Origin of the sequence: Pantoea piersonii (assembly GCF_003612015.1) — a bacterium.
In the GTDB taxonomy this organism is placed as follows: domain Bacteria; phylum Pseudomonadota; class Gammaproteobacteria; order Enterobacterales; family Enterobacteriaceae; genus Pantoea; species Pantoea piersonii.
Window position 1 is genome coordinate 336833 of record NZ_RARB01000005.1, and the last position, 23768, is coordinate 360600.

Consider the following 23768-nt stretch of genomic DNA (forward strand, 5'->3'; position numbering starts at 1 on the left):
CTGTTTCCCTCCGCCAGGGTCAGGCCGCGACCAGATGGGTGGCCGCCAGCAGCTCCAGCGAACGTATGCGCGCTTTCGGCTCGCCGATCGGCGTATCAATAATGAACTCTTCGACGGCATAGCGCTGATGCAGCGCGTCCAGCTGGGCACGCACCTGCGCGGCGGTGCCTTTGAGCAGCGAAGGCGTACGCGGCTCGATAACATAATCAGTAAAGCCGCCCTGGCGCACGTAGCGTTCCGCCTGCTCCAGGCTGCCGACGTTGACTCCCTGCCCACCGTTGACCTTAACGTGATAGTGACGCAGGCCGTTTACCAGTAAATCCGCTTCAGCCGGAGAGTCAGCCACCACCGCCTGGACCGCGACGAGGGCGCGTTGACCGCTGAGGCGATAGTAGGTAGCGAGGGTATTCTCCATTAGCTGGCTGTCGCCGTTGAGGTGCGCGGCGAATACCAGCTGCCAGCCCTGCTGCGCGGCCAGCGTCGCGCTCTCTTCGCTGGCGCCCAACAGAAAGCGGCTGGCCGGGCGCGACGGCAGCGGCGTGGCGTACAGACTCTCTTCGTCGACCGCCTTTTGCGGCGCCGCATCGAGCCACTGGCTTAGCTGGCGCAGCTGATCGGCAAAGCTCCCTTTCGCCTCTGCGTTTACGCCCGCCTGCAGCGCGCGGGTCGATAGCGGCAGCCCGCCCGGCGCTTTGCCGACGCCCAGGTCGATGCGGCCCGGTGCCAGCGACGCCAGCAGGTTGAAGTTTTCCGCTACCTTATAGGGGCTGTAGTGTTGCAGCATTACGCCGCCGGAGCCGACGCGAATGTGCTGCGTCTGCGCGATAATCCAGGCGATCAGCACTTCCGGCGACGGGCTCGCCAGCTGCGCGATATTGTGGTGTTCAGCCAGCCAGAAACGGTGATAGCCCCAGCGTTCCGCCAGCTGCGCCAGCTGCAATGTGCGCTGCAACGCGCTGCTGGCCGACTCATCCGCCAGCACCGGTGATTTATCCAGCAGACTCAGACGATATGACATTCACCTTTCCTCATTCATATTCAGTTGCAGCTCAGTGTGAGGCGAGGTTAATAGTTCGTAAAACATGTTATTGTTTCATACATATTTAATTTATTCATATCGGGTAGATCGGATGCTGGGTTCCACTACAACACCTTTATAAAACATGCAATTATGTGCGGATTCTTTGTATATGTTTATTTACTTTCCCTGGTGGGACAGGGCTAACAAACTAAACGGGAATGTTTTGCCGAAACAGGCATATAGACTGACGGTGAGTGATGGTGACAAAACAGAAGAAGTAACACTAACCAGTAATTACCGAAAGAGACGCTTGGGTGAGCAGAGGAAGCAAAAATTTGGCTTTCTGGAGTTAATTGAACCCCGCTTTAAAACCACAGCATATAAACATAACAATCAAAAGCGGCGGACTTGATAAGTAACATCCCCTCCTAAATGGGAAGCAATACTTTCAGGAGATATATTTACTAAATAAGTAAATTAATTAATATAAAATAGTTGTTCGTCCTACACTCTCTCAGACAAGTCTTTCATGCCCTGGCTGGCGGTTAATACTTTTTACTGGCTAAAGGAACAAGTAAATGGCTCTACAAGGGACTTTTATATTAAACGATGCCGATTACGCGCCTTTTAATCTCTACGGCGTTGGCGTATTCATGGCGCACTCAGGCAATGGAATATATCGTAATCATGCGGGGTGCAAGGCCATAGCATTTAATGGACCAATTCCACCTGGTAAATACTGGATAGTAGAACGTGGAGAGGGCGGGTTTATTTCCAGAAAAATTTCCGGTGTTAAAGATTTGTTTAACAAAATATTTCACGGTGCTGAATTTAGCCATTCGGAATGGTTTGCTCTATATAAAGATGATTTCGGAATAGATGACGGTACATGGGTAGATGGTGTTCACCGAGGCCTGTTTCGCCTTCATCCCGGCACCGTGTCAAAGGGATGTATAACTATCGCTCACAACTCTGACTACGCGATAATCAGGAATGCATTATTAAGAACCACGCCCATGCAAGTTCCTTGTATGCGCTCCCTGATGGCTCGCGGCTGGGTTGAGGTAATTGCTAATGCATCGAATACCTGTTCTTAAAATCATTAAAAGACTAATCAGGTGGTTTTCTAAAACCATCCTTTTTCTCTTTTTTTTTATATATCTGCCATGTTCATCGATGCTTCAAAGTTCATAAGTTATGAAACTTCGTCAAAATTCTCCCACTGGCTTTATGGATATTCAAGCCAGGAGAACTTCGATGATCTCTTTTTCTTCACTGATATAGTAGCGTCAACGTTATCAGCTGTTTTCCTGTATGTTATTTCAGCAAAAATTATTTATAAAATAAGGAGTAGATGAATGCCAATTCCTCCCTGTATTTGGAAAAAGACGACGACAACGGCATTAAAGTCTCTGTAGACGTGCAGGATCTCCAAGGTGTTAATGCCATTTGCACTCGCTAAAGGAACAATTAAATGGCTCTGCCGGGAACTTTTATTTTAAAGGACGCCGATTTATCGCGGAATTTTTAGATTGCATCCTGGCACTTTATCAGAAGGATGCATAACCATTGCCCATGATACTGATTATGCACTTATCAGGAATGCACTGCTTAATACAACGTTGGTACAGGTTCCTTGTATGCGTTCACTAATGGCTCGTGGCTGGATTGAGGTAATATCCAATGGCACGAATACTTGCCCGTAAGTTCGCTAAAGTAACATTATTAATAACAATTTTCATTACCACAGGAAGAACGCTCTCGAATCCAGATAGTTTCATAAGTCATGATTTTGCATGCAAACTGGATCTTGTTATAAGCGGAGATATAAACGCTGAATCACTCGATGATGCTTATTTTTATACCGATGTAGTTATAGTAACCTTAATCACTGCACTAATTTACTTAACTATAATGAAAACCTTTCGTAAAATAAGGACACATTAATATGCCAATCCCTCCCTATATGTGGTTAAAAGATGACGGCGGCGCCGATATTAAAGGCTCTGTAGACGTTCAGGATCGCGAAGGCAGTATAGAAATTCTCGGATTAAGTCATGGTATTAATCTGCCCGTAGACAGCGCAACGGGTAAAATCACTGGCACGCGTCAACATTCAGCAATGATGATCGAAAAAGAGGTTGATAGCTCAACCCCTTATCTTTACAAGGCTGCGGCTACTGGCCAGACGCTTAAAAGTGCAGAAATTTGTTTCTATCACATCGACGATGCCGGACAGGAAGTCTGCTATTACAGCGTGCTGATGGAAAACGTCAAAATCACCGGCGTCAATTGTGGCGTGCCTAATGTTAAATTAGCAGGGAATGAAAAAATGAATCACGTTGAGAGCGTAAGCTTACAGTATGAAAAAATCAGCTGGAAAATTGTTGATGGTAATATCCAGTATACAGATTCATGGAATGAGCGTCGCACATCCTGAATTACACATCGCTAAATTTTATTTTTATCATCTATGGCTTCCTCTTTAAGAGCAGGCGTTAAAATTTTCGCGCCCCATAAGGAGCATACCCGGCAGGTTTCCTGCCGTTTTTACGCAAAATGAATGTCATTAGCGGACATTACACTTAAGAAAATCTATAGCATTTTCGTAAACCAGTTCTGGCCTCTGGACGGCAATCACCCCCTTACTTTTAAAAAGAAAATTAAAAAATGGCATAGTGCCATTTCCCTCGCACCAGGAAGACTGTCTTATTTATCCCCAAAAAACATAACCAAAAAATATATCCGCTGCCTTCTGTGATAAACGCTGTTCGCCTGTGCGAACCGCCATTTGTTATTTTCAGATAAGCTTTGCTCAATTCGTTGGTTCATTTGCCTTGCGCCGCGTCCGATGATGAATTCCGCCTCTGAGGCAGCTGATAACAAAGGAATTCACATGACGCGATTTCATTTTTCGCCGCTGCCGCGCGCACTGGCTTTTGCTCTGCTTGCAGGGAGTTTCACGGTTCACGCGGCGGAGACGCCGGTAAAAGGCGGCACGCTGATCTACCTTGAGCAGCAGGCGCACACCACGCTTTATCCGCCCGCCGGCGGCTTCTATCCCAACGGCGGCATACTTAATCAGATCACCGATAAGCTCACCTGGCAAAATCCTGAGACGCTACAGGTCGAGCCCTGGATTGCGGAGAGCTGGAGCAGCAATGCGGATAACACCGAATACACCTTTAAAATTCGCCCTGGCGTGACCTTTTCTGACGGCACGCCGCTGGATGCCAGTGCAGTCGCGAAAAACTTCGACACCTACGGGCTGGGAAATAAAGCGCAACGCCTGCCGGTATCCGAGGTGATTAATAACTATGATCACAGCGAAGTTATCGATCCGCTGACGGTGAAGTTTTATTTTAAAAAACCGTCACCCGGTTTTTTACAGGGCACCGCGACCATCGGCTCCGGCCTTGTCTCGCTCAGTACGCTGGCGCGTAATTTCGACCAGCTTGGCGACGCGCGCCATATTATCGGCTCCGGCCCCTTTGTGGTCAGCGACGAAAAGCTGGGCCGCGAGGTCGATCTGACCGCGCGTAAGGATTATCAGTGGGGGCCGAAAAATGCGCAGCAGCAGGGTCCGGCCAACCTTGACGGCATAAAAATCATCGTCACGCCGGAAGACAGCGTGCGCATCGGCGCCCTGCTGGCGGGCCAGGCAGACGTGATCCGCCAGGTGCAGGCTTATGATGAGAAACAGGCGAAGGACCAGCAGTTTCCTCTCTACGCGGCACCGACGCGCGGCGTGAACGACAGCATCAGCTTCCGCCCCGACAATCCGCTGGTAAGCGATCTGCGCGTGCGTCAGGCGCTGCTGCACGCCACTAATGCGAAACAGGTAGTTGATACCCTCTTCTCCCCCGCCTATCCGCAGGCGAAATCGGTCATTGCCGCCAGCGCGGCGGGCTTCGTCGACCTCAGCGATAAATTAACATTCGACCCGGAACAGGCGAAAAAGCTACTGGACGACGCGGGCTGGAAAAGGGGTGCCGACGGCATTCGCGTAAAAGAGGGCAAACCGCTGGCGCTGACGGTTTATGAATCGCTGCCGCAGCCGCAAAACAAAGAGGTATTGCAGCTAATCGCCCAGCAGTGGCGTCAGGTTGGCGTTGCGCTGACGGTTAAAGCGGGCGACGCCGGCAGCAAAACCTTCGACAGCCTCGATCCGCTGAAGACGCCGCTTACCGTCTCGGAAGTGGGCCGCGCCGATCCGGATGTAGTGAAAAGTCAGTTTTATCCCGCCAACCGCGACGCGCTGCTGCAAAAAGGCGGCTCCAGCGACAAAGTCAGGAGCTTTCGCGACGACAGGCTGAATAACCTGCTGCTGGCTATCTCCGCCGAGGTCGATCCGGCGAAACGCCTGCAGCTGACTGGCGACGTGCAGCGCTATCTGCTGGATAACGCCTACGTCATCCCGATCTTCGAGGAGCCGCAGGTCTTCGCTGGCGCGCCCTGGCTGAAAGGCTTGCGCTTCGAAGCGGTCGGCCGCCCGGCGTTCTACGGCGTCTGGCTGGAAAAACATTAAGGCGGGGTGAACGATGAGACACTATCTGCTGCATCGGTTGAGTAGCGGCCTGCTGGTGTTATGGGCGGCCTTTACTCTCTCTTTTGTCCTGCTGCAGGTGTTGCCCGGCGACGCGGTGCTGATCAAATTTCAGAACCCCGACCTTGGGCTAAGCCCACAGCAGATAGCGGAGATGCGCCTCGCCTACGGCGCGGACAGTCCGCTATGGCGGCAATATCTGCATACGTTGTTCGCCATGCTGCACGGCGATTTCGGCTTTTCGGTACAGGCAGGCGTGGCAGTCAGCGCGCAGCTCGCCGACAGCCTGCCGGGCACGCTGCGCCTGGCGCTGTGCGGTTTTCTGCTGGCGACGCTGCTGGCCTTCGGGCTGGCGGCGCTCTCCCGTCTGCCCGCGCTGCGCGGAGTGCGGTCGCTGTTACAGTCGGTGCCCGCGCTTTTTATCTCGATACCGACTTTCTGGCTCGGCATTGCGCTGATTCAGATCTTCTCTTTCCAGCTGCGCTGGATCCCGGTAATCAATCCTTCACCGTGGCAGGGCTTGCTGTTACCGATCGTGACGGTGGCGGTGCCGATCTCCGCGCCGCTGGCGCAGATCCTGCTGCGCAGCATCGACGAGGTCTCTACCCAGCCCTTTGTGGCAGTGGCACGCGCCAAAGGCGCAAGCGAAAGCCGCGTGCTCTGGCGTCACGTACTGCGTAACGCCATGCTGCCGGTGCTGACCATTGCCGGGTTGCTGCTGGGCGAACTAATCGCCGGCGCGTTAATCACCGAAACCGTGTTCGGCCTCGGCGGTCTCGGTCAGCTGACGCAGCAGGCGGTCAATAACCAGGATGTCGCGGTTCTTCAGGCCGTGGTGATGATCTCCGCGCTCGGCTTTGTGGCGATCAACCTGCTGGTCGATCTGCTGATGCCGCTGTTCGACCCGCGTTTGCAACCTGTTTCCGGAGGTGCCCTGTGAGCCTGGTTGATTACGCCTCTGCGCGGCGCGCCACGCCGGCCGCTGGACGTCGGGCGCTGCGCATTCAGCCGGGCCTGTGGCTGGCATGGCTGGTTTTATTGCTGGCGGCAGGCGCGGCGATCGCGCCGACGCTCTTTACCCACTACAGCGCCACTGAAGGCATCTCCGGCGCGCAGCGCCTTGCGCCGCAGGCGGGACACTGGCTCGGCACCGACCAGCTGGGACGCGATCTCTGGGCGCGCATGGTTTACGGCGCCTCGGCGTCGCTCTCCGCCGCGACCATCGCGGTGGCAATGGGGCTGACGGCAGGCAGTGCGCTCGGCGTGCTGGCGGGCGCGACCGGGGGTAGAACCGAGGCGCTGATCATGCGCGCCGTCGATGTCCTGCTCTCAATTCCTTCGCTGCTGCTGTCGCTCAGCGTATTGATCCTGCTCGGCTTCGGCACGCTGCACGCCGCGCTGGCGGTGGGCGCGGCGTCGATCGCCAGCTTTGCCCGGCTGACGCGCGGCGAAGTCGTGCGTATCCGCCACAGCGACTATGTCGAAGCGGCCTTCGGCAGCGGCGGCACCTTTTTCGCCGTGCTGCGCCGCCATATTGTCCCCAATGCGCTGACGCCCGCGATTGCCTTCGCCGCGCTGCAGTTCGGCCAGGCGATTCTGGCGCTCTCGACGCTCAGTTTTCTCGGCTATGGCACGCCACCACCCGCGCCTGAATGGGGACTGCTGATCGCCGAAGGGCGGAATTATCTCTCTACCGCGTGGTGGCTGACCACGTTCCCCGGTCTGCTGGTGATCGCCGTGGTGCTCGCCGCCAGTCGCATCAGCGTTCAGATTGCAGGAGGACGCCGATGAGCACATCTCTACCGCTGCTGGCGGTTAAACATCTCAGCCTGAGCTATCGCAGCGGGCATCAATGGCGTCAGGTGGTACACGACGTCAGCTTCGAACTTCAGGCCGGTGAAATGGTGGCGCTGGTAGGCGAATCAGGCTCCGGTAAAACCACCACCGCGCAGGCGATTATCGGACTGATGGCGGAAAATGCCCGCCGCGACGGCGGAGAGATCCGCCTGAACGGCGAAGATATCGCCGACTGGTCGCAAAAACGCCTCGACCGACTGCGCGGTGTGCGCATCAGCCTGGTGCCGCAGGATCCCGGCAACGCCCTTAATCCGGTAAAAACCGTTGGCGCGCAGGTCGAGGAGATCCTGCGCCTGCATACTGCGCTCAACGGTGAAGAGCGCCAGCGTCGCGTGGTGGAGCTGCTGACCCGCGTCGGCCTCAGCCATCCCGAACAGCGGGCGCTTCAGTATCCGCACCAGCTATCGGGCGGCATGAAACAGCGCGTGCTGATCGCTATCGCGCTGGCGCTCAGCCCCGATCTTATTATTGCCGACGAACCCACCAGCGCCCTCGACGTCACGGTGCAGAAGCGCATCCTCGATCTGCTCGACGCGCTGCGCCGCGACTCCGGCACCGCCGTGTTGTTCGTCACCCACGATCTGGCGTTAGCCGCCGAGCGCGCAGATCGCATTATGGTGTTCCGCAATGGCGAGATTCAGGAGTCGGCGCCTGCCGCGCAGCTGGTTGGCGCGCCGCAGCACGCCTATACCCGCCAGCTGCTGCGGGATGCCGCGCCGCATCGCATTACGCGCCGCGTCCCGGACCGCCTGGCGACGCCCGCTATCAGCGTCAGCGCTATCGGTAAAGCCTTTGCGCTGGGTAAAAACCAGCGGCTGCAGGCGCTGCATAACGTCAGTTTCCAGGTCGCGCGCGCCTCGACCCATGCGCTGGTAGGCGAATCGGGTTCTGGTAAAACCACGCTGGCGCGCATTCTTCTCGGCTTTGAACAGGCGGACAGCGGCAGCGTCACGCTGGACGGCACGCTGGTCAGCGGGCTGCGCGGCGAAGCGCTGCGCCAGCTGCGGCGTAAAATTCAGTTTGTCTATCAGAACCCCTTCGCCTCGCTCGATCCGCGTCAGACGCTGCGGGAGATTATTGAGGAGCCGCTGCGCAATTTCGAACGGCTCAGCGCCGCTGAACGTCGGCAGCGCGCCGAGGCGGTGGCGGAGCGTGTGGCGCTGCCTGCCGGGCTCCTGTCGCGCGGCGCGCGCGAGCTTTCCGGCGGCCAGCGCCAGCGCGTCGCCCTTGCCCGCGCGCTCATCCTCAACCCCGATATTCTGGTGCTCGACGAGGCGACCTCGGCGCTCGACGTCACTGTTCAGGCGCAAATTCTGCTGCTGTTGCAACAGCTACAGAACGAGCTGGGCCTCACCTATCTGTTTATCACCCATGACCTGGCGACGGTGCGCCATATGGCTGACAGCATCACGGTACTGCGTGCAGGCGAAGTGGTAGAAAGCGGTGACGTTGTCACACTGTTTGCCGCTCCCCGTCACGCCTACACCCGCGAACTGATCGCCGCTATTCCCCGCTTTACTCAGCGAATGAGGGCTTCCGCATGACGCGACGCATTGGCTTTTTTACCCGGCTGCTGGAGAAGGTGTCTGCGCAGCAGCGCTACCGTCTGGCAACCGAACAGATCCAGCACGCCGAACGGCTCGGCTTCGACAGCGCCTGGATCGCGCAGCACCATTTTCACGAAGCGGAGGGTGGCCTGCCCGCTCCGCTGGTCTTTCTGGCGCACGCGGCGGCGCATACCCGCACCATCCGTCTCGGTACGGCGATCATCACCCTGCCAATGGAGAATGCGCTGCGCGTGGCGGAGGATGCGGCGGTGCTGGATCTGCTGGCGGAGGGACGTCTGGAAATCGGCCTGGGCTCCGGCGGCACGCCCGCCTCCTTTCTGCCCTTCGGCCTGACCTTTGAACAGCGCGCCGCCGCATTCGCCGATAACCTGCACCAGCTGCTCAGCGCCTGGCGCGGCGATTCGCTGGGTCATCCCGATAATCATCTTTACCCTGCCGCGCCGCAGCTGGCGCAGCGCGTCTGGATCGCTACCTTTTCCGCTGAGGGGGCGGCGCGCGCCGGAGCGGCCGGGCACGGCCTGATGCTGTCGCGCACTCAGCCGGGTCCGGCAGAGGATCCGGCGCGCGCGCTGGATGCGATACAGAACCCGCTTATCGACGCCTACCTTGCCGCGCTGCCTGCGGGCGTCGCGCCGCGCATTCTCGCCTCGCGCACCGCTTTTGTCGCCGATTCGGACGCCTGGGCGCGTCGCGTCGCCGAGCCGGGCATTCGTCATCAGGCGCAGCAGTATCGCGCCGCCGGGCATGCGCTGCGTGGCGAGTCGCTGGACGATATTTTCGCGCAGTTCGACGCCCATATCGGCGATCCCGCCCGGGTGCGCGCCGCGCTGGCGCAGGACAGCGTGCTGCCGCGCGTTACCGATATCTCTTTTCAGGTGCACTCCGTCGAGCCGTCGCACGCCGATACCTTGCGCTCCATTGAACTTATCGCCGAACAGATCGCGCCCTGGCTGCGCACGCTGACTTCTCAGGAGAAATCATGACTCAATCCCACGATCTGCTGGCCGAACTGGCCGATATCGATCCCGCCAGCGAACTGGCGCAGGCGCGCGCCACGCGCGATGCCGCCACCCGGCATACGCAGGGCAGCTATGAGGTGCTGTTCAGCCAGCAGGAGGCCGATTTCCCGCTGACTGAACGCGTCGCGCTGGCGGCGCAGGTGGCGGAGTGGCATGGCGCTGAACGGCTGCGCGCGCACTATGCCGCGCATCAGGCGTTCCAGCCGCTCGGCGACGCCGCGCGCCAGACACAGGCGCTGGCCTTTGCCAGACGCCTTACCTTTGAGCCGGTCGCCGCCGCGCCTGAGCATATCCAGGCGTTGCGCGACGCTGGCTGGAGCGCGCGCGGCGTAGTCACGCTGGCGCAGCTGGTGGCCTTTATCAGCTTCCAGAGTCGGTTGCTTGCCGGTTTGCGGCTGCTACAGGGTGAAGAGGCGAGTCCCCCGCCGCGCGCCGCCGTCGCAGGCCGCTGGCATAGCGCCGAACGCACCGCCAGCGGGCAAACCGCGCCCACCGCCTTTACCCAGGCGGAACTCGGCTGGGAACCCTGGCTGGCGGCGAAGCCGCTGGCGGAGTTTGACGCCGAAGAGCAGGCGATTCTGGCGCGTTTCGGCCACAGCGACTCCGACTATTTCCGCCTGCTGGCGCGCAACCAGCCGGTGCTGGAGCAGCGCACCCTGACTGACAAGGGCATCTTCTATACCGCCGGCGGTTTATCGCGCGCCGAACGCGAACTGGCCGCTACGGTAGCCAGCAAGATCAACGGCTGCATTTACTGCGCCTCGGTACATGCACGCAAGGCGGCGCAGCTTTCTAAAGATAAAGATGCAGTGCAGAAACTGCTGAATGTCGCGCCCGGCGCGGCGCTGTCGCATGGTCAGTCGCCGCGCTGGGCCGCCGATATCGATTTCGCCGCCTCGCTCTCCGTTACGCCGCCCGTCGCCAGCCAGGCGCAGCTTCAGGCGCTGCGCCAGCAGGGGCTGGATACGCTGGCGCAGCTCGATCTGGTGCAGTCGACCGCTTTCTTCGCCTGGGCAAACCGTCTGATGCTGACGCTCGGCGAGCCCTTTCTGCCTTCTGACGCACAAGGATAAGTATGTTGTCACCTGACCAACTGATCGCCTGGCGGCGCGAGCTGCATCAGCACCCTGAACTGTCGAATCATGAATTTCAGACCACGGAACGCATCACGCGCTGGCTGCGGCAGGGCGATATTCGCCTGCTGCCGCTGGCGCTGAAAACCGGCGTGGTAGCAGAGACAGGCCAGGGCGAACCGCTGATTGCGCTGCGCGCCGATATCGACGCTCTGCCCATCGACGAGGCTATCGACCGACCGTGGAGGTCGCAGCAGCCTGGCGTTATGCACGCCTGCGGCCACGATCTGCACACCTCGATAATGCTCGGCGTGGCGCACCGCCTGCGGCAGCAGGAGCAACAGTTGCCAGGGCGCGTGCGCATTCTCTTCCAGCCGGCGGAAGAGACCTTTAACGGCGCGCAGCAGCTGATTGACGCCGGTGCGCTGGAGGGCGTACAGGCGATTTTCGGCATGCATAACGCGCCGGACCTGCCGCTCGGCACGCTGCGCACGCGCGGCGGCGCCTTTTACGCCAACGTTGACCGCTTCACCATCCATATTCATGGCCGGGGCGCACACGCCGCGCGACCGCATGAGGGTATCGACGCCATTGTGATCGGCAGTCATATCGTGACCGCGCTGCAGACCCTGCCGAGCCGCGTCTTCAGTTCGCTGGAGTCGGTGGTGCTCAGCGTGACGCGCTTTACCGCGGGCAATACCTGGAATGTGCTGCCACAAAGCGTGGAGCTGGAAGGCACGGTGCGTACCCACAACGATGCGATTCGCAACGCCATCCCGCACAAGATGCGTCAGCTCATCGGCAGCATCGCCGCCGGCTTCGGCGCACAGGCGGAGCTGGAGTGGATCGCTGGCCCGCCTGCGCTGGTAAACACGCCCGCTTGGGCCGATTTTATGCTGGCGCAGGCGCAGGCGAGCGGCTTTCGTACCGAACGCGGCACGCCGCAGATGGGCGGCGAAGATTTCGCCTTCTACCTGCACCATGTGCCGGGCGCGTTTGTCAGCATCGGCAGCGCCAGCGAATGCGGGCTGCATCATCCCGGGTTCGATCCCAATGAAGGCATTATCGAACCGGCGGTGAGCTACTTTACTCAGCTTGTGCCGCGCGCGCTGGATATCCTGGCCAGCGCATGACGAAAAAGAGGAAAAAAGAGATGGCGATCCCCGTTCCTGTACCGGTGCTGGATCACGCAGTCATTAATGTGGCCGATCGGCTGGATGAGGCGAGCGCGCTTTATCGTCGGCTCGGCTTTCAGCTCAGCGAGCGCGGCCACCATACGCTCGGCTCCAGCAACCATCTGGCGATTTTCGGCGAAAACTATCTGGAGCTGCTGGGCTACGAGCCGGGACGCGGTGAACGACGCGCTGACCTGTGGCAGTCGCCGCTCGGCCTGACCGGGCTGGTCTGGAAAACGCAGGATGCAGAGAGCGCATTTCTGCATCTGCAGCGTCAGGATCTGGATGGCGATGCGCCCGCCTCGTTTCACCGCCCGGTGACGCTGCCGGACGGCGAAGCGAGCGAGGCGCACTTTCGTACCGTACGGCTGCGCCCGACGCTGATCCCCAACGGCCGCAGCTTCTTCTGCCAGCACGACACGCCGCATGCAGTGTGGCAGGCCGCCTGGCAGACGCACCCTAACGGCGTGCAGGCCATCAGCGAGTTTGTCATTGTGGCGCAGGACCCGGCGCACGCCGCCCAGGTGTACAGCCATTTATTCGGCGCGGATCGCATTCTGGCCTGTCAGGATGGCGCGTTCGTGCTGAAGGCCGGGGAAGCGAAGGTGCGTTTCGCCTCTGCCGCCTATGCGCAGACGCGCTTCGGCTCGCTGCCGGAGGATTATGACGGCTCGCCGCGTATGTCTGCGCTCAGCTTCCGCAGTGACAGTCTGGAGAAGGTCAAAGCGAGCCTGCTGCTGGGCGATATCCCCTTCCGCGAAGCGCAGGATGCCATTGTAGTACCGGCGGAACAGGGCTTTAACCTGGCGCTGCGCTTTCATCAGTAAGCGCGCGGCGGCCTGGCGGTTGACTTGCGCCGTAATAACCTGAGAATGAGGAACCTCAGATAAAGGAACAGCTAAAAAGGAGTTTATCATCAAGGGTTCCCTCGGTTTTTTCTCTACGGCGCGCAAAAAATCCCTGCTTGCCGCCGCGCTGCTGCTGGTCGGCTGCGCCTCCGAGCCGCCAAAGTCGCTGGTGACGCCCTTTCCCACCGTGACGCCGTCGCAAAAAACGCAGCCTGCCCCCGCGCAGCAGCCAATGCGCGGCGTCTGGCTGGCGACCGTCTCCCGTCTCGACTGGCCGCCGGTTAATTCGGTCAACGTCAGCAGCGCGGCGCTGCGCATCCGCCTGCAGCAGCAGGCGTTGACAGATAAACTCGACAGGCTGAAAAGTCTCGGCATCAACACCGTCTTCTTTCAGGTGAAGCCGGACGGCACCGCGCTCTGGCGCTCAGATATCTTGCCCTGGTCCGATATGTTGACCGGCGCTATCGGCGAGGATCCCGGCTACGATCCGCTGGCGTTTATGCTGGATGAAGCGCACAAGCGCGGCATGAAAGTGCACGCCTGGTTTAACCCCTACCGTGTCGCCGTCAATACCCGACCCTCGACGATCGCCGGGCTGAACCGCACGCTGACGCGCCATCCCGCCAGCGTGTATGTGCTGCACCGCGACTGGATCCGCACCGCTGGCGACCGTCTGGTGCTCGATCCCGGCATTCCGGACGCGCGCGACTGGATTACCAGCATCGTGGCGGAGGTCGTGGCGCGCTATCCCGTTGATGGCGTGCAGTTCGACGACTATTTCTATGCAGAAACCTCCGCCTCGCCGCTTAACGACAGCCAGACCTACCGCGCTTACGGCCAGGGATTCGCCTCGAAGGCGGACTGGCGGCGCCACAATACGCAGCTGCTGATCGAACAGGTTTCGCGCACCATCAAACAGCTTAAGCCGCAGGTGCAATTTGGCGTCAGCCCGGCAGGCGTCTGGCGCAATCTGTCGCACGATGCGGCTGGTTCCGACACGCGCGGCGCGGCGGCCTATGACGAAGCCTTCGCCGATACCCGGCGCTGGGTGCAGCAAGGGCTGCTCGACTATATCGCTCCCCAGCTTTACTGGCCTTTTGCGCGGCAGGCGGCGCGTTACGACGTGCTGGCGCACTGGTGGGCGGATGTGGTGAAGCCGACCCATACGCGTCTCTATATTGGCGTGGCGCTCTATAAAGTGGGCGAACCGTCGCGCACCGAGCCGGACTGGACGGTCGGGAACGGCGTGCCGGAGTTAAAAAAACAGCTCGACCTGAACGAGTCCACGCCAGGCATCGATGGCACGATCCTGTTCCGGGAAAACTACCTCGAACAGCCGCAGACGCAACCGGCGGTGCGCTATTTGCAAAGCCGCTGGGGCCGCTGAGTTATCCGCGGGTGCGGATAAGCTTTACTTTATCCTCTGGTGGGTATAATTTCTTTTTTATCCGCGTGAGGGGATATATTCCCTCCCCGCCTTACCACAGGAGCAGCGATGATCTACAGCCCACAACAGCTGGCCCATCTGATCAGGCTTGAACGGCAGAAGCGCGGCTGGACGCAGAGCGACCTGGCGCGCCGGGTCGGCATCAAACAGGCCACCGTGTCGAACTTTGAAAATAATCCTGACAAGACTACGCTAACCACGCTGTTTAAGATCCTGCAGTCGCTGGAGCAGGAGCTGGTGATTCAGAGTAAATCGACGCAGAGCGGCAAGGAGCTGGAGTGGTAATGGATCAGCTCAACGCCTGGATGAACGGCGAACGCGTCGGCACGCTGACGCGCCAGAAAAATGGCGCGCATATCTTTCAGTATGAGCCAGGCTGGCTGAGCAATCCGCTGGCGAGGCCGCTGTCGCTCTCGCTGCCGCTGCAGTACCCCGCTATCGCCTCCGCCAGCGTCATCAACTTCTTTGATAACCTGCTGCCTGATAATCCTCGCGTCAGAGAGCGCATTCTTAACCGTTATCGGGCGAAGTCGATGCAGCCATTCGATCTGCTGCGGGAAGTAGGCCGCGACAGCGTCGGCGCGGTGATGCTGCTGCCCGTTGAGGCCGCCGCGCCCGATCTCTCTGTACGTTATGAACCGCTCGACGCCGCGCGGCTGGAAAAAATACTTTCGGCGTACCAGAGCGATATTCCGCTGGGGATGATCCCGGAAGAGCGCGACTTCCGCATTTCCGTCGCGGGCGCGCAGGAAAAAACCGCGCTGCTGAAAACCCCTCAGGGCTGGGCCGTCCCTCAGGGGCCGACGCCCACGTCACATATCATTAAGCTGCCGATCGGCGAAATTAAGCAGCCTTTCGCGACGCTCGATATGCGCGACAGCGTGGAAAACGAATATGTCTGCCTGGCGCTGGCGCGCGAGCTGGGTTTTCGCGTGCCTGACGCCGCCATTATCACGGCCGGCAAGCTGCGCGCGCTGGCGGTAGAGCGATTCGACCGACGCTGGAGCGCTGACGGTGCGCGGCTTTTGCGCCTGCCGCAGGAGGATATTTGCCAGAGCCTCGGCCTCGCCTCCGCGACAAAATATGAATCTGACGGCGGGCCGGGCATTACGGCGATCATGTCGCTGCTGATGGGCTCCAGCAATGCGCTGGAGGATCGCGACGATTTTATGAAGTTTCAGGTGTTCCAGTGGCTGATCGGCGCGACCGACGGGCATGCGAAGAACTTTTCGCTCTATATCGAGCGTGGTGGAAGCTACCGGTTGACGCCGTTCTACGACATTCTTTCCGCTTATCCGGTACTGGGCGGCACCGGCCTCAATATTCGCGAACTGAAGCTGGCGATGGGACTCACCGCGTCGAAGGGCAAGAAAGTGGAAATCGATAAAATCTTTCCGCGCCATTTCCTCGCCACGGCGGCAAGCGTCCGCTTCTCCACCGAACGGATGACGCAGATCCTCGCTTTCTTCGCGGAGGCGTTTCCGGCCGCCGTGGCGCGCGTCAGGGAGCAACTGCCCGCCGATATCCCGCCCGCAATTGCCGAGGCTATTTTCAGTAACGCGATGAAAATGGCGGAGCGGCTTAGCCGGTAAAGGACGGAATAGCGTTTTTGCGTCCCTTGTGCGGTAATAAATAAGCAGCCGAAAAAAGACGCTTTTTACTACCGGCAAATATAAATAAATCCCGAATTTAAAGCAGAGTATTATGCGCGCGAACAATACATGCTTATCGACCGGGGTTTCCGACGAAAAGCGGCAGAATAGATGCGCTTTCAACAGTGCACTACTGATTAACCAGGAAAACAGGTGATGCGAATATGCGTGCTGATGCACCAGCTAGCATAGCGACCTTTATCAACAAACAGCACAGCGGGTCATTACAGAATAAAACTGCTTAAATGGCCGTTAGCATTTGTCAGAACGAAAACGCCGCCGCAGGTTACCTGCGGCGGCGTTGCTGTACAGGGCCGAAGCCTTATCAGAAGCGATAGGTCGCCGATACCGAGAAGTTGCGCGGCTCGCCGTAGACGTTATAGGCGCCAACCCAGGTGTCATACTCTTTGTCGAACAGGTTGTTCAGATTAGCCTGCAGCGAAAGATTTTTCGACACGTCATAACGCGCGAAAAGATCCACCAGCGCATAGCTGCCCTGACGCGCGCGCCACGTGCCGTTCCCTTCCGGCGCGCCGACATCCTGCCAGGTATGCGTCTGCCAGTCTATGCCGCCGCCCAGCGTCAGCTGCTCCAGCATTGGCAGGCGATAGCGGGTAAAGAGGTTGAAGCGGGTGCGCGGCAGCTGCGAGTTATAGGCGTTGCCGTCGCGATCCTCCGCCAGATAGGTGGTGCCGCCGAAGGTCATCTGCCAGTTATCAGTTAGCGCGCCGTTCAGCTCAAACTCGACGCCGCGGCTGACTACGCCATCTTTCGCTACGTAAGCGGTCGACTGCGATCCTGAAATAATCTGACCGGTGTCTTCGCCAACGTTGTTCAGCTCGGTACGGAACACCGAGAGCGTGGTGGTCAGACGGCTGTTAAGCCAGTCAGATTTCACGCCCACCTCGTAGTTTTTCCCGATAACCGGCGACAGGAAAGCGCCACTGCTGTCGCGGTAATCCTGCGGCTGGAATACCGAGGTATAGCTGGCGTAGGCAGACCAGTTCTCCGCGAAGTCGTAGATCAACCCGCCGTAAGGGGTGATATTGTTCTTTTCCAGCTCCTCGCCGGTGGTCAGCGTCTGACGATTCCAGTTGGTATAACGCGCCCCCAGGATCAGATGCAGCGGATCGGCCAGCGAGAGGCGCGTCGCCAGATAGACCGATTTCTGGCGGACCGTGGTGCTGTCGTCGGTCAGCGCGCGCGAGCCCCAGCTGGTTTCCGGGAAGTCGCCGTTAAAGTTATTGTAATCGCCCAGCTCGTCCGCCGAGATATTGGCCCAGGCGCTGTAATACTTATTCTGCTGACGACTGTAGTTAACGCCCAGCATCATCTCATGTTGACGGCCCAGCAGCTCATAGGGGCCGCTGGCGAAGGCGTCGACCGCATCGACTTTGCGCTTGCCGGTGTTATAGCCGGTTCCGCCCACCACCGGATAGTTTGCATACTGCGAAACGCCGAGGCCGCTGGTTTTATCAAAGTAGCCGTCAAGATAGAGCTGCTTACTGTCGAGGAACATCTCGTTATGCGTGCCGTTCAGCGTAAAGTCCCAGCCGTTGTCGAACGTCTGCTTGAGATTAACGAAGAGTTTCTTGTTCTCTTTATCGTTGTAGGCCCACTCCGGCGCAGTGTTATAGCCGCGACGGGAATGGATTTGCGTGCCGTCGGTGTACCAGCGCGGCGTGCCGCTCCACATCGGCGAGTCAGTATTGACCTGCGAGAACTCATAACCTACGGAAAGGGTCGCGGAATCAGTCAGGTCCGCGTCCACTACGCCATAGACAAACTGCTTCTGCGCGCCGTAGCGTTCGATAAAGCTGTTCTTGTCATCATAGCCAGCGACCAGACGACCGCGCACGCTGCCGTCGCTGTTTAGCGGGGTAGAGAGATCGGCGACATAGCGCTGTTTACCCCAGCTGCCATAGGTAGCAGAGACGCTGCCGGTGAATGTTTTGCTGTCAGCATGTTTCCGCACCATATTGACGGCGGCGGAGGGGTTGCCCGGCCCGGTCAGCAAACCGGTTGCGCCGCGCACCACTTCCACACGCTCATAAAGCGCCATATCGGACTGGGCATCGCCGAGATTCCAGCGCGAGGCGAAGGTGGTCGGGATGCCGTCGACCATAAAATTGTCGATGGGAAAACCGCGAGCGTAGTAAGTCGTGCGATCCATATCGCTACTCACGCCGGTAATCGCCGTGGTGGTATGCAGCACGTCATTCAGCGACTGAAGCTGCTGATCTTCCATGCGCTGCTTGCTGACCACGGTAACCGACTGCGGAATATCGCGTGCGGTCAACGCCATTTTGGTGCCCGCGCGGGTGATCGGCACACTGTAATCCTGGGCGGCCTGCTGTCCGGTGCTGCTGACGCTGGCGTCTACGTTAAGCGTCTGCTCGTCCGGGGCGGCCGTATCGGCGGCCTGAGCGCTTTGCGCGACGCTGGCGGCGATCAGCATGGCCAGCAGCGAGCGTTGCAGAGGGTGTTTCATGGCGCTGGCGCAACCGCCCTCGCACTGTTCCCTGACGCGGTGAACATCAAAAGACATCGCTGTTCCTCTTTTTCATTATTAGGTGTGGCTGCCACTGGTTGCCGGAGCACAGGGCCTGTCTGGCTGTAAGACGTTGTACTGACGCGATCCTGTAATAAAGCAAATGAGAAATATACGCATTGCCATTATCATTGCAAGCAATTGTTAAAAAATGCTGCAAAATGCCCATAGCGCGGCAAGGCATTAAAACCACTGATAATTAAGGGGTTTATTCAGGGGTGAAGGCTGTAAAACGCGGGAGAACTGGAAGTTACCGGAAAGCGCACAGGTTGTGGCACAACCGGGCGGCATGCATTAACGCTGCCGCTCAGGCTAAGGGTCGGTATTCATCTGAACACATAGTCACCTTAAGCCGCTCTACTCTTTTCTGACACTTCCGCTATAACAGCGCTATTTCCGCTCCTGCAGTCGGGAATAAGAGAGAGACAGCGCATTTAATTCCATGATTAAACACTGACTAATATAGCAACAGGCTTCTGCCTGACAGAGAAAATTTATTTCATATTCACCGATAGTGGAACGACCTACGCTAATTTAGCTGCCGTGATGGTTTCGCGCGTCACTACCGCTGCGCCACGATATTTACCCCCTGACTTTCCCGCCCTGGGAATATTTCAAACATCAACGATAACGCTGCGAAAAGGCCCACTGTTTAACAAGCATATAACCCTCTGCCGCTTATTCCTGAGGCGCTGTTGAATAAGTGAAGCGTAAAAAATCACCGACGATATAATGGCCTGAGCTGTATAAATGCCATTTTTTCAACCAGATAACAGATGAAAGATAAAAGAAGCGCCCTGCTTTATGGCATTATCACGGCCATTTTGCAGACGCTCATGCTATTCAGTACCTGCTGGCCGACAGGCTGCTTTATATTTGGTCTTGTTTTTTTATGCTACCACATTAACCCAGACGGGTGAGCAACTGCTCTTTTCTTTTACCGGCTATATCTGTGCTTCAGCTTATTTCCTTTATCATTTTTTTACCGTAAACTGCGCGCTTTACATATTTTGATTCGTTAAGGGTTATATCCATGAGTGATGCGCTGAAAGCATTGAATAATCTTCGTACGCTGCGCGTTCAGGCACGAGAAATTGAGCTAGACGTGTTAAACGAAATGCTCGAAAAGTTCTCTGTCGTTGTCGCAGAACGCCGTGAAGAAGTGAATGCTGAACAAGCCGCGCAAAAAGAAAAAGCGGAAAAGCTGGCATTGTATAAAGAGATGCTGATGAAAGACGGCATTGATATTTCCGACCTGGCCGATCTGGCGCAGAGCGAAAGTAAACCAAAAGCGAAACGCGCGCCGCGTCCGGCTAAATATAAGTTCACGGATGAAACCGGCGAAACCAAATTCTGGACCGGTCAGGGCCGCACGCCTTCACCGATTAAAAAAGTGCTGGATGCAGGTGGCTCGCTGGACGAGTTCCTGATCTGATAAAAAAGGCGCTGATATTCAGCGCCTTTTTTTACCGCTTTTGACGCCCCGCCGTCCGACGGCGGTAAAGCGTCTCAACCATCAGACCGTCGGCAGGCCGAGGTTTTCACGCAGCGTGGCGTAGGCATACTCCGTTGGGAACAGGCCGCGACGACGCAGTTCTGGAATAACCAGCTCCACAAACAGATCCAGCTGCTCCGGCATGATGGCTGGCATAATATTGAAGCCGTCCGCGCCGCCCTGCTCCAGCCAGAGCTGGAAGTCGTCGGCGATATCTTCCGCGGTGCCGACGATAACCCGATGCCCGCGCGATCCCGCTGCGATAGCCGCCAGCTCGCGCAGCGTCAGGTTCTCGCGCTTCGCCATATCGGTCATAAGCTTCACGCGGCTCTGGTTGCCTTCGCCCAGCGGCACTTCCGGCACCGGGCCATCCAGCGGGTAGGTAGAGAGATCCATGCCAAAGCGCAGCGAGAGCTGTTTCAGCCCGTTGTCGATATCCACCAGCGTATTCAGCTCTTTCCACAGCGCTTTCGCTTCCTCGCGCGTGCGGCCGACAATCGGCATCACGCCCGGCATAATCACCACATGCTCCGGATTACGGCCCGCCGCTTCGATCTGCGCTTTCTGCGACTGATAAAAGGCCTGCGCCTCTTCCAGGCTGGCGGCAGCGGTAAAGACCACTTCAGCAGTTTCGGCGGCGAGCTTCTGCCCGTCGGCGGAGGAGCCTGCCTCGATGATCACCGGACGACCCTGCGGTGAACGCGTGATATTCAGCGGCCCCTGCACCTGGAAATGTTCGCCGACATGGTTGATCGGGTTAATCTTGTCGTTAACAAAGTATTGTCCCGACGCCGGATCCGGCTGTACTGCGCCCTCTTCCCAGCCTTCCCACAGCTTGTTCGTGACCTGCAGAAACTCGCGCGCCCGCGCATAGCGCTCGGCGTGGTTCGGCATATCATCGCGGCTGAAGTTTTTCGCTACGTCGGCAGAGAAAGAGGTCACTACGTTCCAGGCGGCACGACCACGGCTGATATGATCGAGAGAGGAGAAGGTGCGCGCCATGGTAAAGGGATCGCTGAAGGTGGTCGATGCGGTAGCAGCCAGGCCGATACGCCGGGTGTTCACCGCGACCGCCGACAGCATGGTGAGCGGTTCAAGACGCGCCATGGTGGACGGCAGTCGATACATACTGGTTGCCAGCGCATCGCCGACGAAAAACAGATCGAAACGACCCGCCTCCGCTTTCTGCGCCAGGCGGATCAGCCAGTCGATATCAGTGGGTGCGCCCAGCTCTTCGGTCAGGCGCCAGCCGCTGACGTGATGCCCTACCGGCTGAACGAAAAGACCAAGACGCAGACGATTTTTTGCAGATGAACTGTCCATATTGTTTCCCTGATTGCGATAAGCGCCCTTTTTGGGCGTCGATAAAAATGATCGGTGGCGATAAGCGCTTTACCTGCGCCGCGCCCGGTTCGTCAGCGCTATAAAGGACGAACCCGCAGGTGCCAGAGTAGCGTGCATAGCATTTGCCCGTCCAGCCAGCACGCTGACGATATGCCCGCAATGAGAAAAAGCCGTGGCTACCATTGTCTGCCGACCGCTCAGGCGGGCGGTAAAGCGAAGGCTAACACGACGTATCGAGTTGCTGGCTAAAAAACCCGCTTTAACAGAATGTTAGCGACGTTGCGTTTCACGCGTATCGGTAAGACATAGTACGACAACCGTTTATTCAGGCAACCTTATAACTGGCCCCTCTTATTCACAAATTTGCATAAGCTTAGTGATATTTCAGATATAGCCATCTGCGCCTTTGTTGCTACCCTCTGAGTTCTGCTTATTCCCAGGGAGACAGTGATGCGCTTTTTCCGTTATCCGGCGGCAAGGCTATGAGCCTGACCGGGCAGCTCAGCCAGCTTATTCGTCTGGCGCCAGCCGATACCTCCGCGCGTCAGCACGCGCGTCAGGGCGTACAGGATTTTCTCGCCGTGAGCTGGCCGGTGCTTAACCGGCAGGTGCCGGACAGTGGCCTGCCGCTGTTGCAGGGGCTTTACCGCGACAGCGGACCGGCATCGCGCGCCCTGCTGCTCGGCTATGCCGGACACGCGCTCGACTACGACGATTTTCACGCCGACTTCCGCGGTCATCCCAGCGTGGTTATCCTGCCAGCGCTGCTGGCGTGGGCGGCGGAAAGCGACAGCTTTGACGTGGCGCGTTTTCTGGATGCTTATATCACCGGCGTGGAGATGGCCGGTCGGCTGGGCCTGGCAATGACGCAACAGCACTATACGCTCGGCTATCACAATACCGCTTCGCTCGGCACCCTGGCCGCCGCCGCCGCGCTGGCGCGCTTTACCAGCGCGGATGCGCGCCAGTGTGCGGTGCTGCTCGGCATCGCCGCCACCGAGGCGAGCGGGCTGCGCGCGCAGTTTGGCTCAGCGGTGAAGCCGTTGCACGCGGGCTTCGCGGCAGAGCGCGCGGTGCGCGCCGCACAGCTGGCGCTGGCGGGGTTCGACGGACAGACAGAAGGCGTACTGGAGGCTTTTATCTCGCTGGGAAGCAGCAACCAGGCCCAAAGAGAAAAGCTCACTGAGGGCTGGGGCGCGCCCTGGCGTATCGCGGCGCCAGGCCTGGAGTTCAAGCCCTTCGCCACCTGCGCCGGTACGCACAGCGCAGCGGAGGCGACGCGCGAGATCCGCCAGCGCTGGACTGGCTCTGCGGCTGAACTGCTTAGCGCCATCGATCGCATTACCGTCGCATTTCCACCAGGCGGCGATATTGCCGCCTCGGTACGGCAGCCGAAAAACGGCATTGAGGCACGCTTTAGCCTGGAGTATGTCATTGCCGCCATGCTGATTTATGGCGACCTGCGCATGGCGGACTTTGCCGAAGGCGAGATCAATCCACAAATTATGACACTGGCGGCGAAGATCACGCGCCAGCCTGATGAGAGTGCGCCGCCGGACGCGATTAACCCCGCGCTGCGCTTCCATGAGGTCACGCTGTTCCTCAGCGGCGGCGAAGTGTTGCGCCAGCGACGCACCCGCCAGCAGTCACTGGCGACGCCGGTGGATGTCGCGGGCAAACTGCGCGCGGCGCTGGTCGACCAGCATCCACTGCTGGCCAGCAGCGAGTTACGCGACGATGAAGATCTTCGCCACCTGGCGCAGACGTTAATCGCCAGGCTGTAGCGCCGCGTATTCAGCCTTCAGACGGCGTAAAGGCGGTGGCGCTGACCACCGCCTGCACGCCGGACAGATGAACCCTGCGCTTTTCCCGGCTTTCTTCCCCCCCTTCGGCGATGCGCCTCTTCGCATGTATGGTCGCATTCGCGGGAAGCGAGACTGTTCCTTTCCTGAACGCGCGCATGTGATTTAATGGGTTCAGCCTGCCTGGTTACCGATGTGTTAGCTAAAAAGCTCTCTCTGCTGCTCCATCGACACTCCCCCTCTTTTTATCCCCTCGCGGGCGGCACAACGCGTCTCGTTCTGGACTGAAATTTTTCCTGTTTGCTAATTAACCTACTGTGCAGAAATGTAAAGATGCTTTCACCATCTATACAATGATAATCATTCTCAT

18 protein-coding genes and 1 pseudogene are annotated in these 23768 nt (G+C 58.4%); 16 read left to right on the plus strand and 3 right to left on the minus strand.

The features are described from left to right. Positions 1-19 precede the first annotated feature (19 nt). Positions 20-1018 (minus strand): MsnO8 family LLM class oxidoreductase, encoded by a 999-nt coding sequence (locus tag D7S44_RS15800; protein WP_120456454.1) that lies wholly within the window; start codon positions 1016-1018, stop codon positions 20-22. A gap of 581 nt (positions 1019-1599) precedes the next feature. Here D7S44_RS15800 and D7S44_RS15805 point away from each other — a divergent pair. The 14 genes and pseudogenes from D7S44_RS15805 to D7S44_RS15875 all read left to right on the plus strand — a co-directional run bounded on the left by D7S44_RS15805 (position 1600) and on the right by D7S44_RS15875 (position 16146). Continuing rightward, entirely contained in the window at positions 1600-2118 is a 519-nt protein-coding gene (locus D7S44_RS15805; protein ID WP_120456457.1) for a DUF2778 domain-containing protein, read from the plus strand. Between the two features lie 414 nt (positions 2119-2532). Next, positions 2533-2727, plus strand: a pseudogene (locus D7S44_RS15810) (tlde1 domain-containing protein); the annotation flags it as partial. A gap of 242 nt (positions 2728-2969) precedes the next feature. Further along, positions 2970-3461: an Hcp family type VI secretion system effector gene (locus tag D7S44_RS15820; RefSeq protein ID WP_120456461.1), complete on the plus strand. Its 492-nt coding sequence runs from the start codon at positions 2970-2972 to the stop codon at positions 3459-3461. A gap of 456 nt (positions 3462-3917) precedes the next feature. After that, positions 3918-5549, plus strand: a complete 1632-nt coding sequence (locus D7S44_RS15825) for a TIGR04028 family ABC transporter substrate-binding protein (protein WP_120456462.1) — start codon at positions 3918-3920, stop codon at positions 5547-5549. A 13-nt stretch (positions 5550-5562) separates the two neighbouring features. Next, a complete protein-coding gene (locus tag D7S44_RS15830; protein WP_120456464.1) occupies positions 5563-6507 on the plus strand; it encodes an ABC transporter permease in 945 nt (314 codons plus the stop codon). Then, the gene (locus D7S44_RS15835) at positions 6504-7358 is read left to right on the plus strand and encodes an ABC transporter permease (RefSeq protein ID WP_120456466.1); all 855 of its coding nucleotides are present in this window, start codon (positions 6504-6506) and stop codon (positions 7356-7358) included. The genes D7S44_RS15830 and D7S44_RS15835 overlap by 4 nt, the downstream gene beginning before the upstream one ends. After that, a complete protein-coding gene (locus D7S44_RS15840; RefSeq protein WP_120456468.1) occupies positions 7355-8968 on the plus strand; it encodes a dipeptide ABC transporter ATP-binding protein in 1614 nt (537 codons plus the stop codon). Before D7S44_RS15835 ends, D7S44_RS15840 begins: the two co-directional genes overlap by 4 nt. Then, on the plus strand, positions 8965-9975 hold the full coding sequence (locus D7S44_RS15845) for a putative FMN-dependent luciferase-like monooxygenase (protein ID WP_120456470.1): 1011 nt from the start codon (positions 8965-8967) through the stop codon (positions 9973-9975). The genes D7S44_RS15840 and D7S44_RS15845 overlap by 4 nt, the downstream gene beginning before the upstream one ends. Beyond that, on the plus strand, positions 9972-11084 hold the full coding sequence (locus D7S44_RS15850; protein ID WP_120456471.1) for an alkylhydroperoxidase domain protein: 1113 nt from the start codon (positions 9972-9974) through the stop codon (positions 11082-11084). Before D7S44_RS15845 ends, D7S44_RS15850 begins: the two co-directional genes overlap by 4 nt. A gap of 2 nt (positions 11085-11086) precedes the next feature. After that, positions 11087-12217, plus strand: a complete 1131-nt coding sequence (locus D7S44_RS15855; protein ID WP_218834550.1) for an amidohydrolase — start codon at positions 11087-11089, stop codon at positions 12215-12217. 20 nt (positions 12218-12237) lie between these two features. Next, positions 12238-13086: a VOC family protein gene (locus D7S44_RS15860; protein ID WP_120456476.1), complete on the plus strand. Its 849-nt coding sequence runs from the start codon at positions 12238-12240 to the stop codon at positions 13084-13086. An 85-nt stretch (positions 13087-13171) separates the two neighbouring features. Continuing rightward, positions 13172-14494: a glycoside hydrolase family 10-like protein gene (locus D7S44_RS15865; RefSeq protein WP_179256413.1), complete on the plus strand. Its 1323-nt coding sequence runs from the start codon at positions 13172-13174 to the stop codon at positions 14492-14494. Positions 14495-14602: 108 nt separating this feature from the next. After that, on the plus strand, positions 14603-14839 hold the full coding sequence (gene hipB, locus D7S44_RS15870; RefSeq protein WP_120456481.1) for a type II toxin-antitoxin system antitoxin HipB: 237 nt from the start codon (positions 14603-14605) through the stop codon (positions 14837-14839). Next, positions 14839-16146 carry a type II toxin-antitoxin system HipA family toxin gene (locus tag D7S44_RS15875; protein ID WP_120456483.1) on the plus strand — a complete coding sequence of 436 codons (1308 nt, stop codon included), beginning with the start codon at positions 14839-14841 and terminating at the stop codon, positions 16144-16146. The genes hipB and D7S44_RS15875 overlap by 1 nt, the downstream gene beginning before the upstream one ends. A 385-nt stretch (positions 16147-16531) precedes the next feature. Here the strand turns inward: D7S44_RS15875 and fhuE are convergent, their stop codons facing one another. Continuing rightward, positions 16532-18754, minus strand: coding sequence for a ferric-rhodotorulic acid/ferric-coprogen receptor FhuE (gene fhuE / locus D7S44_RS15880; protein WP_120456484.1), 2223 nt, complete (start codon positions 18752-18754; stop codon positions 16532-16534). Positions 18755-19790: 1036 nt separating this feature from the next. On the opposite strand from fhuE, the gene D7S44_RS15885 reads away from it, so the two are divergent. Beyond that, a complete protein-coding gene (locus tag D7S44_RS15885; protein WP_120456486.1) occupies positions 19791-20192 on the plus strand; it encodes an H-NS family histone-like protein in 402 nt (133 codons plus the stop codon). An 81-nt stretch (positions 20193-20273) separates the two neighbouring features. On the opposite strand, the gene D7S44_RS15890 is transcribed toward D7S44_RS15885, so the two are convergent. Continuing rightward, complete coding sequence (locus D7S44_RS15890; RefSeq protein ID WP_120456488.1) at positions 20274-21575, minus strand: LLM class flavin-dependent oxidoreductase; 1302 nt, start codon at positions 21573-21575, stop codon at positions 20274-20276. A gap of 503 nt (positions 21576-22078) precedes the next feature. Between D7S44_RS15890 and D7S44_RS15895 the strand changes: the two genes are divergently transcribed. After that, a complete protein-coding gene (locus D7S44_RS15895; RefSeq protein WP_120456489.1) occupies positions 22079-23380 on the plus strand; it encodes an MmgE/PrpD family protein in 1302 nt (433 codons plus the stop codon). The last annotated feature ends 388 nt before the right edge of the window (positions 23381-23768 follow it).

What these genes read in the sequence shown, in the direction of transcription:
- D7S44_RS15885 (WP_120456486.1), top strand. Translation starts at nt 19,791, where the DNA reads ATGAGTGATGCGCTGAAAGCATTGAATAATCTTCGTACGCTGCGCGTT.
- D7S44_RS15855 (WP_218834550.1), top strand. Translation starts at nt 11,087, where the DNA reads ATGTTGTCACCTGACCAACTGATCGCCTGGCGGCGCGAGCTGCATCAG.
- D7S44_RS15890 (WP_120456488.1), bottom strand. Translation starts at nt 21,575, where the DNA reads ATGGACAGTTCATCTGCAAAAAATCGTCTGCGTCTTGGTCTTTTCGTT.
- D7S44_RS15840 (WP_120456468.1), top strand. Translation starts at nt 7,355, where the DNA reads ATGAGCACATCTCTACCGCTGCTGGCGGTTAAACATCTCAGCCTGAGC.
- D7S44_RS15875 (WP_120456483.1), top strand. Translation starts at nt 14,839, where the DNA reads ATGGATCAGCTCAACGCCTGGATGAACGGCGAACGCGTCGGCACGCTG.
- D7S44_RS15895 (WP_120456489.1), top strand. Translation starts at nt 22,079, where the DNA reads ATGAGCCTGACCGGGCAGCTCAGCCAGCTTATTCGTCTGGCGCCAGCC.
- D7S44_RS15830 (WP_120456464.1), top strand. Translation starts at nt 5,563, where the DNA reads ATGAGACACTATCTGCTGCATCGGTTGAGTAGCGGCCTGCTGGTGTTA.
- D7S44_RS15825 (WP_120456462.1), top strand. Translation starts at nt 3,918, where the DNA reads ATGACGCGATTTCATTTTTCGCCGCTGCCGCGCGCACTGGCTTTTGCT.
- hipB (WP_120456481.1), top strand. Translation starts at nt 14,603, where the DNA reads ATGATCTACAGCCCACAACAGCTGGCCCATCTGATCAGGCTTGAACGG.
- D7S44_RS15850 (WP_120456471.1), top strand. Translation starts at nt 9,972, where the DNA reads ATGACTCAATCCCACGATCTGCTGGCCGAACTGGCCGATATCGATCCC.
- D7S44_RS15800 (WP_120456454.1), bottom strand. Translation starts at nt 1,018, where the DNA reads ATGTCATATCGTCTGAGTCTGCTGGATAAATCACCGGTGCTGGCGGAT.
- D7S44_RS15860 (WP_120456476.1), top strand. Translation starts at nt 12,238, where the DNA reads ATGGCGATCCCCGTTCCTGTACCGGTGCTGGATCACGCAGTCATTAAT.
- D7S44_RS15805 (WP_120456457.1), top strand. Translation starts at nt 1,600, where the DNA reads ATGGCTCTACAAGGGACTTTTATATTAAACGATGCCGATTACGCGCCT.
- fhuE (WP_120456484.1), bottom strand. Translation starts at nt 18,754, where the DNA reads ATGTCTTTTGATGTTCACCGCGTCAGGGAACAGTGCGAGGGCGGTTGC.
- D7S44_RS15845 (WP_120456470.1), top strand. Translation starts at nt 8,965, where the DNA reads ATGACGCGACGCATTGGCTTTTTTACCCGGCTGCTGGAGAAGGTGTCT.
- D7S44_RS15820 (WP_120456461.1), top strand. Translation starts at nt 2,970, where the DNA reads ATGCCAATCCCTCCCTATATGTGGTTAAAAGATGACGGCGGCGCCGAT.